The sequence below is a fragment of the Bradyrhizobium viridifuturi genome, from assembly GCF_001238275.1.
GTDB lineage: Bacteria > Pseudomonadota > Alphaproteobacteria > Rhizobiales > Xanthobacteraceae > Bradyrhizobium > Bradyrhizobium viridifuturi.
The window spans coordinates 111,016-127,161 of record NZ_LGTB01000015.1 but is presented as its reverse complement, the minus strand read 5'-3'; the positions used below and the strand labels follow the sequence as shown (position 1 = coordinate 127,161).

The window sequence follows — 16,146 nt, the reverse complement described above, 5'->3', positions numbered from 1 at the left end:
GGGAACGCTTCGCGAACTGTGCCGCATCTCACCGACCGCAGCAACACTCATGGTAAATCAATCATGATTGATCGGTTGAGCGCATGAACTAAATTGCAACGGCTTGCGACCATGATTAGGTGAACAGAAGCGGTCATAGAACCGCTGGGGGGAATCCATGGGCGTAATGCTCGATACCGTTGGTAAATGGATTGCGGGGTACCTGTCGAAGGAAGTGCCCGGCTACGAGCCGTTCACGCCGAGCGACCCCGACCATCTGCGTGGCATCATCCAGGAGGGCGATGTCCTGCTGGTCGAAGGCAACAACCGCATCTCCGGCATCATCAAATACCTGACGCAATCGACCTGGTCGCATGCCGCGCTGTTTGTCGGGCCGATCGATGGTGCATTCGAGCCTGACGGCGAACAGCACGTGCTGATCGAAGCCAATGTCGGCGAGGGCGTCACCTCCGCGCCGCTGTCGAAATATTTCACCTATCACACCAGGCTCTGCCGGCCGGTCGGGCTGTCCTACGAGGACCGCACCACGGTGTGCCGCTACGCGATCAACCGCATCGGCTTCGGCTACGACACCAAGAACATCGTCGATCTCGCGCGCTACCTGTTTCCGCTGCCGATCCCGCAGCGCTGGCGGCGGCGCATGATCGCATTCGGCTCCGGCGATCCGACCAAGATCATCTGCTCGGCGCTGATCGCGCAGGCGTTCGACGCCGTGCGCTATCCGATCCTGCCCAAGATCACCCGCGCCGCCAGCCGCAAGGCGCGCCGCGAGATCCTGCATATCCGCGATTCCTCGCTCTACATGCCGCGCGACTTCGACATCTCGCCCTATTTCGAAATCGTCAAACCCACCATCGTGCACGGTTTCGACTACACGGCCCTGCACTGGGCCGACAAGCAGAAGCCGCTCCAGGAGGTAGCGGGCGAATTCAGTGTGTTTCCAGAGCGCAAGTCGCCGCCGCTTGTTCCTGAAGCGATTGACGAAGAGGCGACGCTTCCGGTTGCAGAAGTGATAAGCACGGAGCCCACGCCAGGCACGCACGACATTGCGCGCGACAGATGTCTTCCGCTCCGAGTTTGACGCCCAGGCGACGCTGCTGGGCAGACCCGGCCGGACACGGCGGGTCGTGATGCTGATCGTGCCGCCCTACCGCGAGACGCCCGCCGTACACCCCGATGTCGAGGACTTCAGCTCGAGCCGCCGCGCCTACGACTGATCAGAACGTTGCCGATGGGGCGCGGCTGGTCACGCTACGCCGCCTTGGCTCTCGTGCCACGCGGCGGGCCGGCACGGGCGAGGCCGCCATAGAGCGCTTCGCCCGGCATCTCGGATTTCAGGATCGAGCGCACCTCGATCAGGCGGTCGAGATCGATGCCGGTCGGAAATCCCTTGCTCTCGCAGAGGAAGACGAGGTCCTCGAACACGACATTGCCGGTCGCGCCCGGCGCGAACGGACAGCCGCCGAGGCCGCCGAGCGAGCCATCGAGCACGCGGGCGCCTTCATCGAGCGCGGCGGAGGCATTGGCGATGCCCATGCCGCGGGTGTCGTGCAGATGCACGCAGACCGGCTTCGAGCCCGCGATCTTCACCGCGCCACGCGTCAGCTCACCGACCGCCTTCGGTCCGGCATAGCCGACGGTATCGGCGATCGCGACCATGTCGACCCCGACCTCGTAGAGCTTCTCGGTGAGGCGCAGCACCTCCTTGGGATCGACCGCGCCGACGATCGAGCAGCCGAGCCCCATCGAGATCGCGGCATTGACCAGCGGCTTATGGGCGCTGGCGTCGCGCAGCTCGCAAAGCCGCTTGATGTTCTCGATCGCGGATTCGCGCGAGCGGTTGGCATTGGCCTGGCTGTGCTCCTCGGTCGCCGACACCACCGAGGCGATCTCGGCGACGCCGGAAGCCAGCGCCTCGTTGACGCCGCGCTCATTCAGCGCCAACGCGACGCCATGCGCGCCGGGCAACGCCGCGACGGTGGCAATGACGTCGCGGACATCGACGAATTGCGGGAACGTCTTGGCCGGCAGGAACGAGCCGACCTCGAAATGGCGGACGCCGGCGGCATATTCGTCGCGCACCCAGCGCTGCTTCGCCGCGGTCGAGGGGAATGTCTTCACCAGTTGCAGGCCGTCGCGCAGACCGACCTCGCGCAGGCTCACTCTGTCGTTGGGATAGATATCGTGGACGCGGGTCATGTCAGCCTCACGCAGCGTTTCCGGTTGATGAAATTGTCTGTTGATCGAGCTCGGCGCGGACCGCGTCGGTATCGGCGCCAAGCACCGGCACCTTCAGTCCTTCGCCGATATTGTGGCCGTTCCATTCGACCGGCAGTGCGGGGACGCGGAACGGCTTGCCGTCGGCGTTGAAATTGTGAACCAGGCCACCCGGGCGCAATACATGCGGGTCGCGCAACAGATCTTCCGGCCGGTTGATCGGCGAGAAGCAGATGTTGAGCGCGTCGAGCCTCGCCGAGAGATCGGCCACGTTCCAGCCTCTGATCACCTCGGCGACACGCGGAATGATCCGGTCCCGAGCCATGATGCGGTCCGTGGTGCTGCGCAATGTCGGATCGTCGGCGAATTCCGTCAGACCAAACTCGCGGCAGAAGCTTTGCCAGTGACCTTCGGTCACGACGCCAATGAAGATGCGCTCGCCACCAGCGGCATCGAAGATGTCGTAGATCGGCCAAGCGTGCTCGCGCTCCGGCATCGAGCGCGGCTTGCGCCCGGTCATCTCGTATTCGACCATGTGCTGGGCGACCAGGAACAGGCAGTTCTCGAACAGGCCGATGCGGATGTCGGCGCCATCCACCTTGCCGCCACGCTTCTGGTAGAGCGCGGCAAGGATCGAGATCACCCCGAACATGCCACCCATGATGTCGTTGGCGGATGAGCCGACCCGCTGCGGCTTCTCGCTTGTGCCGGTCATCGCGGCTAGCCCCGACATCATCTGTACGACCTCGTCGAGTGCCGGGCGATGATCGTACGGACCCGAAAGAAAGCCCTTGTGGCCGGCGATGATCAGGTGCGGATATTTCGCGCGCAGCTCCTCCGGCCCGAGACCCTGCTTGTCGAGCTGGCCGTCGCGGAAATTCTCCAGGAACACGTCGGCGCCGGCGAGCAGCCGGTGCATGGTGTCGCGGTCCTCGGGCTTGGCGAAATCGAGCACGATGCTGCGCTTGCCGCGATTGAACAGCGGAAAGAACGAGACACCCATGCCGCCGAGCGAGCGGGTCTTGTCGCCGGCCGGAGGTTCGACCTTGATCACCTCGGCGCCGAGTTGCGCCAGGATCATCCCGCAGGTCGGACCCATCACCATGTGGGTCATCTCGACGACCCTCACCCCCTCCAGCGGCAGTCCGCTCCCGGTCATCGGTTTCTCCGTGCTCTTGCGCTCGTTTTGAGTAGTTGGCGCAGGTTAGGCTTCCGCACGCTATCTGAAAAATATAATCTGTCGAATAGTGTATTCGCCGTTCTAGAACGCTGAACCCATGGATTCGCGCCAGCTTCGCTATTTCATCGCGGTTTACGAGCAGCGCAACCTGTCGCGGGCGGCGGATCAGGCCAATGTCGCGCAGTCCGCGCTCAGCCACCACATCGCCAATCTGGAAGCCGAATTCGCCACACCGCTGTTCGAGCGCAAGCCGCGCGGCATGGAACCGACCGCGGCGGGCGAGCGGCTCTACGAGCATGCCCGCATCATCCTGCGCGCGATGGCGGCGGCCGAACGCGAGATTAAGGAAGGCGGCAGCGAGATCGCCGGCGACATCTCGATCGGCATGGCCAATTCCGGGATGAAGGCGATCGGCGTGCCGCTGATGCGGACCGTGCTGACGAAATATCCGAACCTGAAGCTGTCACTGACCGAAAGCCTCTCCGGCGCGACGCTGCTGCACCTGCTGAGCTCCGATGTCGACCTCGCGCTGGTCTACAATCCGCCGTCGGAAAAAGACCTGGTCGCCGAGCCGGTGCTTGAGGAGCAGATGTTCTGCGTCGGCACCGAGAAGCTGATCGGGAGGAAGGCGCCGATCACCTTCGAGGAACTGGCGCGGCTGCCGCTGATCCTGCTGCGACACGGGCTCTCGGCGCGCGCGCTGCTCGATGATCCCGTTCCGCTGAAGCGGCTCGAGGCCAATGCGATCATGCATCTCAACTCGACCAGCGGCATGATCGGCGCACTGACCGCGGGCCTCGGCTGCACGATTGCGACCACCCATTTCGTCAGCGAGCCGTTGAAGGCACGGCTGCTGGTCGCACGCGAAGTCGTCGAGCCGAAACTGACCCGCACGCTCTATCTCTGCCGCTTGCGCAACCGTCCGATGACTTACGTCATGGAGGAAATGTGCCGCCTGATCCGCGCCCTGATCGCAGACCAGGTCGGCCGCGGCGCCTGGGAGGCGACCCTCCTGATCTAAAGCGCTTTCAAGCGAAGTGGACGCCGGTTCGCGTCAAGAAAGCGCGTCCTGGATAGTACGATCGAAAATATCGAACGATTGCTTCGATATGTTCGTCTGGATTTCTGGCTCCCAGGTGCCAAACATGCGCAACCGGCACGCCTTCGCAAGAAAGGCGGCCGCTGGACCACACGGGGAGGACCATCATGAGCGCCGTCGAACTCGGCTCGGTTGCCGATCGCGTCAACACGACAAGCGGACCGGACCAGATTTCACGACGGCTCGAGGTACTGCCGGCGTCCGGCTATGTCTGGCGGCTGGTGATCCTGCTCTCGCTCGGCGGCTGCTTCGAAATCTACGATCTGTTCTTTACCGGCTACATCGCGCCGGGCCTCGCCCGCAGCGGGCTGATGACCACGACGACGCAGGCCTTCTTCGGCTTCTCAGGGATCGGCGCCTTCGTCGCAGCGACCTTCGCCGGCCTGTTCATCGGCACCTTCTGCCTCGGCTTTCTCGCCGACCGTTACGGGCGCAAGGCCGTCTTCACTTACTCGCTGCTGTTCTACAGCGCGGCATCGGTCATCATGGCGTGCCAGGTCAGCGCCGGCGGCGTGCTGCTGTGGCGCTTCGTCGCCGGAATCGGGATCGGCATCGAGGTCATCACCATCGACGCCTACATCACCGAGCTGGTGCCAAGCTGGATGCGCGGCCGGGCCTTTGCGATCAACCAGGCGGTGATGCTGTCGGCGGTGCCGATCGTCGCCGCATTGTCGTGGTGGCTGGTGCCGCTCACGCCTTACGGCATCGACGGCTGGCGCTGGGTGGTGCTGATCGGTGCGGCCGCCAGCATGATCATCTGGGTGCTGCGGCTCTACGTGCCGGAAAGCCCGCTCTGGCTGGCCCGCCATGGACGCCTCGCCGAGGCCGAGAAGATCATGCGGACGCTCGAAGCCTCATCGCCGGCGGCCGCGCCGCGCGCTGTCCCCGCGGCCACGACGGCGCCGGCACGTGCGGCGGCGGAGACCGGTTATGCCGACCTGTTCAGGCCGCCCTACGCCTCGCTCGTCGTGCTGTTCATGATCTTCAACCTCTGCCAGGCGTTCGGCGTCTACGGCTTCTCCAACTGGGTTCCGGCGTTATTGGTCGAGAAGGGCATCAACGTCACCAAGAGCCTGCAATATTCCTTCATCATCGCGTTTGCCTATCCGCTCGCGCCGCTGCTCGCCGCAACCTTCGCCGACCGCTTCGAGCGCAAATGGATCATCTGCGGCGCCGCCGCCGCGATCTCCATATTCGGCCTCGCCTTCGCGCAGCTCACCGCGCCTATGCTGCTGATCGCGAGCGGCGTGCTGGTGACCGGCGCCAACATGACGCTGTCCTACGCCTATCACGCCTACCAGACCGAGGTGTTCCCGACCGCGATCCGGGCGCGTGCGGCGGGGCTCGTCTATTCGATGAGCCGGCTCAGCGCGACCTTCTCCGGCTTCATCGTGGCGTTCATGTTGAAGGAGGCCGGCGTCCTCGGGGTGTTCGGCCTGATCACCGCGGCGATGGTGATCGTGATCATTGCCATTGGCGTCTGGGGACCCAACGTCCGCGGCAAGCCACTCGACGCCTAGCTCGAAAACGCTGTTACTGCGGCACAGACGGCACTTGCCGAAGCCACATTGGGTGGCTACCTCTCGCTCGTTATTTGCTAGAGGTAACCCGGTCATGTTGGACGCCGCCGTCAAGGCGCTTTCGCAAATCCTGTCCCCGCCGATGCGCACGATCCTGTGGCGCTCGATCGGGCTTGCGCTGGTGCTGATCACCGTGCTGGCGATCGGATTGCAGCGGCTGCTGAGCTGGTTTGCCGACACCGGCGAGGTCTGGGCCGAAGGCATGCTCGGCCCCAACTTCCATTCCATGCTGCACGTGCTGTCGTGGATCATCTCGATCTCAGCCGGCCTTGGCGTCGTGCTCGGCGGCATCTTCCTGATGCCCGCGATCACCTCGCTGGTGGCGAGCCTATTCGTCGATGATGTCGCGGACCATGTCGAGCGCGAGCACTATCCGGCCGACCATCCCGGCGTGGCGCTGCCGGTCACGCTCGCGACCATCGAGGGCGTCAAGACGGCGCTGCTGACGGTGCTGGTGTATCTGGTCGCGCTGCCGTTCGTGCTGTTCGCGGGCGCGGGCTTCATCATCTTCTTCATCGCGACCGCCTGGCTGCTCGGCCGCGAATATTTCGAGCTCGCAGCGATGCGGTTCCGCTCGCCCGACGACGCCAAGGCGATGCGCAAGGAGAACGCGGCGACCGTGTTCACCGCCGGCCTGTTCATCGCGGCCTTCGTCTCGATCCCGGTCGTCAATCTGGCAACGCCGCTGTTCGGCATGGCCTTCATGGTCCACATGTACAAGCGGCTGTCGGGCCCGCGCCGCGAACTGATCGAGCCGGCGCGGCGAAGCAACGTCTCCTCAATCTAGCTCGCATTCCCGCGGCACCTCGAGCGATGCCGGCACCTGGTCGCGTGCGAACGGCACCACCAGCAATCCTGCGATCGCCACGCAGGCGAGCATTGCCCATGCCTCGTTGACGGTGAGTGCGAGCGACGCCCGCTCGACCAGCGGGCGGACAAACGCCACCGTCGCATCATCAGGCGGACCCGGCGGACGGTTGATCAGCAACATCGGATCGAGCCCGATCGCCTGCGCCGCGTTGACATCGCCTGCCAGCAGGCGCGCCCGAAAATCCTCGCCATAGATCGGGCTTCGACCATAGAGGATGGTGTCGATCAGGGCGATCCCGATCGCGCCACCCAGATTTCGCATCAGGTTGAACAATCCGCTGGCGTCGGCAATCTCGGCCTCCGGCAGGCAGCCCAGCGCAAAACGCGTCGGCGGCAGCAGGCAGAACATGATGGCGACGCCGCGCACGATCTGCGGCCAGAGCATCTCGCCGAAATCGGCCGTACGGGGCTGAAAGGCGCTGAAGCCGAGGCCGAGCGCGAACAAGGCAAAGCCCGTAGCGGTTAGCGCCAGCGCGCCGACGCGACTCTCGAGGAATGTCGCAAGCGGCGCGGCGCCGAGCTGCGCAACGCCCGTGACCAGCATGATGGTGCCGATCTCGAAGGCGTCATGGCGGCGGACGAAACCGAGGAAGACGGGCATCAGATAGGTCGATCCATACAGGCCGATGCCGAGGCAGAAGCTCAGCGCACAACCGACCGCGAACGAGCGCCGCCGGAACAAGGTCAATTGTGCGATCGGATCCGCCGCGCGGAGCGTGCGCCGGATCAGCAGCGCCGTCCCGGCAATGCTTCCGATCAGCAGGCTGAGGCAGAGCATCGAGGCCCAGCCGCGCTGCGGCGCTTCCTTGAGCCCGATCATCAGGCTTGCGAGGGCTGCCGCGAGCAGGACCAGCGACGATTTGTCCAGCATGGAGAACGCGCGAAGATGCATTCCTGCTTTCGGAAGCAGCAACGGCGTGACCAGGGCCGCGATCGTCCCCGGAACCAGATTGATCAGGAACAGCCATGGCCACGACCAGGTCTGCGTGATCCAGCCGCCGACGACAGGTCCAACGGTCGGCGCGAGCACGGCGACGGCGCCGCCGATCGTGGTGGCCACCGCATGAAGGCGCGGCGGAAACAGCGTGAACACCGCGGAGAACACCGCGGGGATCAGGACGCCGCCGGAAAATCCCTGCAGCAAGCGAAACACCAGCAGCACGGCGAAGCCGCCGCTGAAAGCGCAGCCGACCGACGCGAGGGTGAACAGGCTGACGGCGATGACGAACAGCCATCGCAACGACAGCGCATGGGTGAACAGTCCGGTCAGCGGGATCGCGATCACCTCGGCGATCAGATAGGCGGTCTGGATCCAGCTCATCGCCGAAGGCGAGATCGCAAGCGCGCGCTGGATCGTCGGCAGCGAGGTCGCGACGACCTGGATGTCGAGGATCGCCATGAACATGCCGAGGCACATCAGCAGGAAGCCTGCCCAGGTCGCAGCCGATGGGCTGTCGGCTGGGTGATCTGGCTGCTTGCTCATGACGTGCTGACGCGTGGCCAGCCGGAAACCGACAGCGCACGGCTCTCGGCGCGAATTCGCACTGCAAGCACCGCGAGATTGAGCACGGTGAAGATCAGCGCCAGCACCGGCAGGTGCAGCGCGAGCGGCAGCAGCGCGATTTCAGCGACGACGACGGCATAGTTCGGATGCGGGAAGTACCGGTACGGCCCGGATACGATCAGCGGCGCACCCGGCAGCACGATGATCCGCGTGGTCCATCGCGGCCCGAGCGCGGCGAGGATCCACAGCCGCAGGCCCTGCAGCGCCACGAAGGCCGCCAGCGCAGCCAGGTTGACGTCCTGGTTACGGCCCCAGACCCACAGCGCGGTCAGCCAGCCGGCGTGAAGCAGCACGATGAGCGGGTAGTGAGCGGCACCGACCTCGATCGCGCCTTGCGCCAGCAGCCGCGCCGTGTTGCGACGGGACAGCGCGAGCTCGCCGAGGCGCTGCAGCGTGACCAGTGCAAGGATGACCGAGGCGAAGCTCACGCCGCGTGCCTCAGCGCTACGCAGCTCAGCGTGAAGCCCGGCCCGAGCGCGGTGAGCAGCGCGCGCGGCGGCAATCCCTTGGCGCGGGCGCGTTCGAGAACAAACAGAACCGTCGGGGCCGACATGTTGCCGCACGCCGCGATGACATCGCGTTCGTGATCGAGCGTACCCTGGTCTAGCGCGAGCGCCCGCTCCAGCGCCGTGATCACCTTGGAGCCGCCGGGATGGCAGACGAAGCGATCGATGTCATCGGCCGCAAGCTCCATCCGTTCCAGAATTTCGGCAACCGCGGATCCAACGTGGTCGCGGACGAAATCCGGAATGGTACGCTGGAAGACGACGCCGAATCCTTCCGGATCGACCGTCCAGCCCATCACGTCGAGCGTATCCGGCCACAGCTTTTCGCCGGCCGCCTCGATCCGCGTCGCACCGCCGTCGCCGGCGCGCAGCACGATCGCCGCGGCGCCATCGCCGAACAGGCTGGCCGCAACGATGTTCGCCTTGGTCAGCTCGTCGTGGCGAACCGCGAGCGTGCAGAGCTCGAGCGCAACCAGCAGCACGTTCGCGCCGGGCCGCGCCTGCGCCAGCCGCGCCGCGATCGAGAGGCCAGACACGCCGCCCGCGCAGCCGAGACCAAACACCGGCACACGCGACACATCCGGCCGCAGACCGAGCTTGCCGGCGACGCGCGCCTCCAGCGTCGGCGTGGCGATGCCGGTCGAGCACACCGTGACCACGGTATCGATCTCGCTGCCGGTCAAGCCGGCGGCCGCGATCGCCTTGCCGGCGGCATCGACGAACAGCGCCTCGGCGCCTTCCAGGAAGGCCTGCGTTCGCTCCGGCCAACCGCGTCGTTCGAGATACCATTCGATCGGCTTCACGCCATGGCGATGCTGGATGCCGGTGTTGGCAAACAGGCTGGAGAGCGTCTCGAATTCGGGATAGCGGTCGGCAAGAAGGCTGCGTGCGGCCTGCAGGATCTGCCCCTGATGGAATAGATGCGGTGGAACCGCTGTCGCCATGGAAACAAGTGCGGCCGTCTGCGTGGTCTCGATCATCGTGGCTCCAGTTCCCCCGGTTGTGGAACCACGCGGTGCGCAAAATATTTCAGACGCCGGCGAGATAGAGGGAGCGCGGCAGTCACTATAAGTTGACCCCGGCGGCGACAGCCGCGTCGCGCTCTTCGCCAATCAGGACGCGGCGGCGCCCGATTTGCGCAGCAGATTCCTGATGAAGCTGAGCGGCACAGGCGACAGCGGGCCCTGCGGCGCGCGGGCGATCAGGGCTACGACGAACAGCGCCGCGATCGCGAGCCAGAAGCACAGCCAGAAGCCGTCGATGTAGGCGAGCGTATTGGCCTCGCGCTGCACCAGGGCCGCCAGCGTGCCGACGGCCCGCCCCATCGCAGTCCCCACGCCATGGCCGGAAAACTCTCCCGCCAGCCGCTTCAGCAGGTTGACGACGTCGACGTCGCCGTTCTGGACGTGCTGTCCGAGATAGTTCGAATGAATTTGCTCGCGAACGCGCAGCCAGGTCCCCATCAGGGCCACGCCGATCTCGGCGCCGCCGAGCCGCATGATCTGGATGTAGGCCGCGAACGCGGTCGCCCGTGACGGATCGGAATTGGACAGCGCCATAATGATGATCGGCAGCAGCGTGAACGCCTGCCCCACCGACGTGAGCAGGACGATGCCGACGAAATCCTCCCGCGCCCAGATGTGGCTGAGCTGCGTGCCCCAGAGATTGGCGGCCGCGAATGCCGAAAAGCCGAGCACCACGACGACACGCGGATCGAGATGGCGGAGCAGCAGGATCGAGATCGGCACCAGCGCGAACATCGGCAGCGCGCCGTAGGTGAACAGCAGCACGCCCGACTGCTCCGGCCGCAGCGCGGCGACGGTGCCGAGGAAGTTCGGCACCAGCGACGAGTTCGACAGGCTGGTCAGCGTGTACAGCAGGATGACGATCAGCGAGAGCCCGATATTGCGCGAGAACAGCACGTTGAAATGCGCCCATGGCCGGGGCGCGACCATCTCGTTGATCATGAAGCCGATGATCAGCAGTCCGCCCCCGATCAGCAGCGCCATCACGGTGCCCGATGAGAGCCAGTCCAGCCGGTTGCCCTGATCGAGCCCGGCATAGACCATCGCGACGCCGGCGCCGAGCAGCAGCATGCCGCCCCAATCGGCATGATGCAGCAGGTCGCGATTGACCGGCTCCCTCGGCGTGCCGAGATACACCATCAACCCCATCAGCGGCGCGATCACCACGCCCTGCCAATACAGCCACTGCCAGCCGAGATGCTCGACATAGAAGCCGACCAGCGAGCTCGACGAGTCCAGCGCGAAGCCGACGCGGATCGAATACAACGCGATCCCCGGCACCCACCAGCGGATCGGCAGGTTGCGCAGGATGATCATCAGCGTCGCCGGAACGAAGGTGCCAAGCAGCATGCCGTGCGCGATGCTGAGTGCGATCAGCGTCGTGTAGTCGCGCACGAACGGGATGGTCAGCGACACCACGGCATAGACCAGGCTCGGAATTCCGAGCACGCGACGCAGGCCGAACGCGGTGGCGAGCCAGGCGACCGCGGGTGCGATGAATATCTGCGAGCCGATCGCGGCGGTCGAGAGCCACGCACCCTCGTCGAAGGTGAGCGAGAACGCGCCGCGCAGATCGGGCAGCCCGACCGTGGTCAGGCGGCTGTCGAAATTCGCCAGAAACGCGCCGAGCAGCACGGCGACGACCGCGAACACCGGATAGCGCGCGACGTCGCCGCGCGAGACCGGGCCGCGATCGCGGTCGTCACTTTCCGCCATTGGCGACCGCCTCGCTGGTGTTGATGCGGGTGACGACCGACATGCCCGGCAGCAGGCGTTCGAGCAATGGCTGGCCCTTGTCGAACTGGATGCGCACCGGGATGCGCTGCACCACCTTGGTGAAATTGCCAGTGGCGTTGTCGGGCGGCAGCAGCGCGAATTGCGATCCGCTCGCCGGCGCGATGCGTTCGACGACGCCGCGCAGCGTCTGGCCGGAGAATGTATCCACGGTGACCGCGACCGGCTGGCCCGGTCTGACGTTGGTCAGCTGGGTCTCCTTGTAGTTGGCGATCACATAGACATTCGGCAGCGGCACGACATTGACCAGATTGGTGCCGATGTTGACGTAATCGCCCGGCTGCACCTGGCGCTCGCCGGTGACGCCGTCGAACGGCGCAACGATCCTGGTGTAGCCGAGCTTGAGCCTAGCCGACGCCAGCAGCGCCTTGGCGGCGTCGAGGTCGGCGGCGCGCTGCTTCTTGGTGCCCTGCAGGACCTCGAGCTGGTGGCGCTGCGCGGCGATCACCGCGCGGCTGGCCTTCACGTCAGCCTCGGCCTTGGCGTAGGAAGCCGTCGCCTGCTCGAGCCGCTGCCGCGTGCCGGCATCGGTTTGCGACAGCGACTGCTGACGCTCCTCCTCCTGCTTTGCCAGGGTCTGCTGCGCCTCGGCGGACAACCGCGACGCCTCGGCCTGCGCGATCGTCGCGTATTGCAGCTCGACCTGGTTGTTGAGGTTGTCGAGCGCGGCCTGCGCGCCGACCACGCCTGCCTCCGCCTGTGCGACCTGCGCCTGGTAGTCGGCAGGATCGATCTGCACCAGGAGATCACCGGCCTTGACGCGCTGGAAATCGGAGACGGCGACCGTGAGCACCTCGCCCGAGACGCGGCTGGAGAGCTGGGTCAGCTCGGCCCGCACATAGGCATCATCGGTGGTCTGGATCGTCGCGCTGCCGACCCACGCATTCCAGTGCGAGGTCGCCACGACGACGAAGGCGAGCGCGACGAGCACCGCAAACAGCGGAATCGCAAAGCGGCGCCAGAAGCCCTTGGTCGCCGATTTCGGTGCATCTGGCGCTGTCGCCGGAGCAAGAGCCGGTTGGGTGACTTGTGATGAACCCTCTTGAACCTGCTCAGTCACGCCAAACCCCTCAGTCACGCACCGGAACGCCGGACGAGCCTATTACCACACCACGACGATCATGGCTCAGACGGTCTTCTCCGGCCACCGGCAGAGATCGTTGATCAGGCATACTTCGCAACGCGGGCCGCGGGCGAGGCAGGTGTAGCGGCCATGCAGGATCAGCCAGTGATGGGCGTGCAGCATGAACTCGGTCGGGATCACCTTCTCCAGTCCGAGTTCGACCTCGAGCGGCGTCTTGCCGGGCGCGAGCCCGGTGCGGTTGCCGACGCGAAACACATGGGTGTCGACCGCCATCGTGTGTTCACCGAACGCCATGTTGAGCACGACATTCGCGGTCTTGCGCCGGCGCCGGGCAGTGACTCGATTTCAGCGCGGGTGCGCGGCACCTCGCCGCCGAATTCGGCGATCAGCTTCTCCGACAGCGCAATGACGTTCTTGGCCTTGTTGCGATAGAGCCCGATGGTCTTGATGTAGTCGCGTACTTTTTCTTCGCCGAGCTCAAGCATCTTCTCCGGCGTATCGGCCACCTCGAACAGCGGCCGCGTCGCCTTGTTGACGCCGGCGTCGGTCGCCTGCGCCGACAACACCACCGCAACCAGCAGCGTGTAGGGGTTGAGGTGCTCGAGCTCGCCCTTCGGCTCGGGATTGGCCTTGCGGAACCGATCGAAGGCCTCGTAGACCTCCTCCGCCGTCCACGGCTTCGGCTTTGCGACCTGCTTTGCGGTTTTCTTGGCGACCTTGGTCGCCGGCTTGTTTGCCGCGCCTTTGGGCAGCGGCTTTGCTTTCGCGACTTTCTTCTTCGGCGCCGACCGAACGCTTGAGGTACTGGCGCGTTGAGAGCGGATGATTTTGGCCATGAACGGGATATACTGATACGTCATGACCGCAGGCAACGACTTTGATCCCGCGAACGACGCCGAGGCGACCGAGGCCGAGCCGAAACTGTTCTCGGCGCTGCTGACGCCGCATCGCTCGCTGAATCGCACCGGCTTCATCGTGCTGATGTCGTTCGTCACCGTGATCAGCTTCATCGCCGGCGCGGTGTTCTGGTGGCTCGGCGCCTGGCCGATCTTCGGCTTCTTCGGCCTCGACGTGCTGGTGATCTACTGGGCCTTCAAGGTCAATTTCCGCACCGCCAAGGCGAGCGAGGAGATCACCGTCACGCCGTCGGAACTGCGGGTGCGCAGGATCAGCCACCGCGGCCACGTGGCCGAATGGGTGCTCAATCCGCTGTGGGTGCGGTTCGAGCAGATCTCGCACGAGGAGTTCGGCATCGAGCGGCTTTATCTGGTCTCCCGGGGCCGCCGGGTGAGCGTCGGCAGCTTCCTGAGCCCGGACGAAAAGGCCAGCTTCTCCAAGGCCTTGACCGCGGCGTTGAACACCGCGAAGCGCGGCCCCACCTACAACCCCATCGTCTAGTCGAGCTTCATTTGAGCATGATCTTGCCGGAAAACCGGTCCCCACTTTTCCGGATCATGCTTGTCGGAAATCGGGTGGTTTGGATGCGCCATGGCTCCTAAATCAGACACCATGATGACACTCGCCATACATGACCAGCGCCTGGCCAAGCCGGGCCTCCAGAACGCCGCGCTGCGCGACTATGACTCGGTGCGACGCGCCATCGCGTTCATCTCGGAGCATTGGCGCACGCAGCCGACCATCGAAGCGATGGCCGATGCCGCCGCCGTCACGCCAGATGAACTGCACCATCTGTTCCGCCGCTGGGCCGGGCTGACGCCGAAGGCCTTCATGCAGGCGCTGACGCTGGACCACGCCAAGAACCTGTTGCGCGACTCCGCAAGCGTGCTCGACGCGGCGCTCGACTCCGGCCTTTCGGGACCGGGACGGCTGCACGATCTGTTCGTCACCCACGAGGCGATGTCTCCAGGCGAATGGAAGACCGGCGGCGGCGGCATGACGCTGCGCTACGGCTTCCACCCCTCACCGTTCGGCACCGCGATCGTGATCGCGACGGACCGCGGGCTCGCGGGGCTTGCCTTCGCCGATCCCGGCGACGAGCAGACCGCCTTCGCCGACATGAAGCGGCGCTGGCCGAACGCGACCTATGTCGAGGACACCGACGGCACCACCGCATTGGCGCAGCGCGTGTTCGACACGAGGTTGTGGCGGGCGGACCAGCCGCTGCGCGTCGTCCTGATCGGCACCGACTTCGAGGTGCGGGTGTGGGAAACGCTGCTCAAGATCCCGATGGGCCGCGCGGTGAGCTATTCCGACATCGCCTGCAACATCAACAGCCCGAAGGCCTCGCGCGCCGTCGGCGCCGCGGTCGGCCGCAATCCGGTGTCGTTCGTGGTGCCCTGCCATCGCGCCCTCGGCAAGAGCGGCGCGCTGACCGGCTACCACTGGGGCATCACCCGCAAGCAGGCGATGCTGGGCTGGGAAGCCGGGCAGGTCGGGTTGCACTAATCCGATTGTAGGATGGGTAGAGCGCAGCGAAACCCATCCTACGGCCTGATTGCCAATAGACAGACTTCCAGTCCCTCACCGTCACCCTGAGGTGCTCGCGCGAGCGAGCCTCGAAGGGTCGACGGCCCGGCTGGTGGCCGTGCATCCTTCGAGACGCGCTTCGCGCTCCTCAGGATGACGGGTCCATCGCTCTAGCTCAGCCGGCCAGATCGACCTTCGACGCCACGGTCGAATCCGCATTGAGCCGGTAGACTACCGGCGCGCCGGTGGCGAGTTCGCGCTTGAGGATCTGCTCGGGCGAAAGCTTCTCCAGCACCATGATCAGCGCGCGCAGCGAATTGCCGTGGGCCGCGATCAGCGTGCGCTGGCCGCGCAGCACGCCGGGCAGGATCTCCTGCACGTAATAGGGCAACGTCCGCGCCAGCGTATCCTTCAGGCTCTCGCCGCCGGGCGGCGGCACGTCGTAGGAACGGCGCCAGATCAGCACCTGATCCTCGCCCCACTTCTTGCGGGCGTCGTCCTTGTTGAGGCCGGAGAGATCGCCGTAGTCGCGTTCGTTGAGCGCGAGGTTCTTCGTGGTCGGCAATCCAGTCTGCCCGATCTCTTCCAGCATCAGCTTCAGCGTGTGCTGCGCGCGCGTCAGGTCGGAGGTGAAGGCGACATCGAACGACAGGCCCTGCGCCTTCAGCTTGCGGCCGGCGTCCTTGGCCTCACGGATGCCCTGCTCGGTGAGATCAGGATCCTTCCATCCGGTGAACAGGTTCTTCAGATTCCATTCGCTCTGACCGTGACGAACGAGCACAAGAAGGCGATCACTCATT

General features: G+C 65.3%; 14 protein-coding genes and 1 pseudogene. 6 read left to right on the top strand and 9 right to left on the bottom strand.

From position 1 onward, the window contains the following. Positions 1-157 precede the first annotated feature (157 nt). Positions 158-1,081 (top strand): YiiX/YebB-like N1pC/P60 family cysteine hydrolase, encoded by a 924-nt coding sequence (locus tag ALC15_RS15865; RefSeq protein WP_050628040.1) that lies wholly within the window; start codon positions 158-160, stop codon positions 1,079-1,081. Between the two features lie 170 nt (positions 1,082-1,251). Here the strand turns inward: ALC15_RS15865 and ALC15_RS15860 are convergent, their stop codons facing one another. Together ALC15_RS15860 and ALC15_RS15855 are read right to left on the bottom strand one after the other, a co-directional pair. After that, positions 1,252-2,199, bottom strand: a complete 948-nt coding sequence (locus ALC15_RS15860; RefSeq protein WP_050628039.1) for a beta/alpha barrel domain-containing protein — start codon at positions 2,197-2,199, stop codon at positions 1,252-1,254. A 7-nt stretch (positions 2,200-2,206) separates the two neighbouring features. Next, positions 2,207-3,376 carry a CaiB/BaiF CoA transferase family protein gene (locus ALC15_RS15855; protein ID WP_050628038.1) on the bottom strand — a complete coding sequence of 390 codons (1,170 nt, stop codon included), beginning with the start codon at positions 3,374-3,376 and terminating at the stop codon, positions 2,207-2,209. A 118-nt stretch (positions 3,377-3,494) separates the two neighbouring features. On the opposite strand from ALC15_RS15855, the gene ALC15_RS15850 reads away from it, so the two are divergent. From ALC15_RS15850 to ALC15_RS15840, 3 genes are all read left to right on the top strand, one after another. Beyond that, positions 3,495-4,418 carry a LysR family transcriptional regulator gene (locus tag ALC15_RS15850; protein ID WP_050628037.1) on the top strand — a complete coding sequence of 308 codons (924 nt, stop codon included), beginning with the start codon at positions 3,495-3,497 and terminating at the stop codon, positions 4,416-4,418. 185 nt (positions 4,419-4,603) lie between these two features. Further along, on the top strand, positions 4,604-6,016 hold the full coding sequence (locus tag ALC15_RS15845) for an MFS transporter (RefSeq protein WP_050628036.1): 1,413 nt from the start codon (positions 4,604-4,606) through the stop codon (positions 6,014-6,016). 94 nt (positions 6,017-6,110) lie between these two features. After that, on the top strand, positions 6,111-6,863 hold the full coding sequence (locus tag ALC15_RS15840; RefSeq protein WP_050628035.1) for a sulfate transporter family protein: 753 nt from the start codon (positions 6,111-6,113) through the stop codon (positions 6,861-6,863). On the opposite strand, the gene ALC15_RS15835 is transcribed toward ALC15_RS15840, so the two are convergent. The 6 genes and pseudogenes from ALC15_RS15835 to nth all read right to left on the bottom strand — a co-directional run bounded on the left by ALC15_RS15835 (position 6,855) and on the right by nth (position 13,755). Further along, positions 6,855-8,363: a DHA2 family efflux MFS transporter permease subunit gene (locus ALC15_RS15835; RefSeq protein WP_050628079.1), complete on the bottom strand. Its 1,509-nt coding sequence runs from the start codon at positions 8,361-8,363 to the stop codon at positions 6,855-6,857. The two genes, ALC15_RS15840 and ALC15_RS15835, sit on opposite strands and share 9 nt — an antisense overlap. A gap of 62 nt (positions 8,364-8,425) precedes the next feature. Beyond that, entirely contained in the window at positions 8,426-8,938 is a 513-nt protein-coding gene (locus ALC15_RS15830; protein WP_094193912.1) for an isoprenylcysteine carboxyl methyltransferase family protein, read from the bottom strand. Continuing rightward, positions 8,935-9,996 (bottom strand): type III polyketide synthase, encoded by a 1,062-nt coding sequence (locus tag ALC15_RS15825; protein WP_050628034.1) that lies wholly within the window; start codon positions 9,994-9,996, stop codon positions 8,935-8,937. Before ALC15_RS15825 ends, ALC15_RS15830 begins: the two co-directional genes overlap by 4 nt. Before the next feature lie 132 nt (positions 9,997-10,128). Next, on the bottom strand, positions 10,129-11,757 hold the full coding sequence (locus ALC15_RS15820) for an MFS transporter (RefSeq protein ID WP_050628033.1): 1,629 nt from the start codon (positions 11,755-11,757) through the stop codon (positions 10,129-10,131). Continuing rightward, positions 11,744-12,895, bottom strand: a complete 1,152-nt coding sequence (locus ALC15_RS15815) for an HlyD family secretion protein (protein WP_430649165.1) — start codon at positions 12,893-12,895, stop codon at positions 11,744-11,746. The genes ALC15_RS15820 and ALC15_RS15815 overlap by 14 nt, the downstream gene beginning before the upstream one ends. Before the next feature lie 66 nt (positions 12,896-12,961). Then, a pseudogene (gene nth, locus ALC15_RS15810) lies at positions 12,962-13,755 on the bottom strand (endonuclease III). Positions 13,756-13,777: 22 nt separating this feature from the next. Between nth and ALC15_RS15805 the strand changes: the two are divergent. Both ALC15_RS15805 and ALC15_RS15800 read left to right on the top strand, forming a co-directional pair. After that, entirely contained in the window at positions 13,778-14,317 is a 540-nt protein-coding gene (locus ALC15_RS15805) for a DUF2244 domain-containing protein (protein ID WP_050628031.1), read from the top strand. Positions 14,318-14,428: 111 nt separating this feature from the next. Then, complete coding sequence (locus tag ALC15_RS15800; RefSeq protein ID WP_035653697.1) at positions 14,429-15,325, top strand: methylated-DNA--[protein]-cysteine S-methyltransferase; 897 nt, start codon at positions 14,429-14,431, stop codon at positions 15,323-15,325. Positions 15,326-15,521: 196 nt separating this feature from the next. Here the strand turns inward: ALC15_RS15800 and ALC15_RS15795 are convergent, their stop codons facing one another. After that, positions 15,522-16,145 carry a 2,3-bisphosphoglycerate-dependent phosphoglycerate mutase gene (locus ALC15_RS15795; RefSeq protein ID WP_050628030.1) on the bottom strand — a complete coding sequence of 208 codons (624 nt, stop codon included), beginning with the start codon at positions 16,143-16,145 and terminating at the stop codon, positions 15,522-15,524. Position 16,146: the final 1 nt, after the last annotated feature.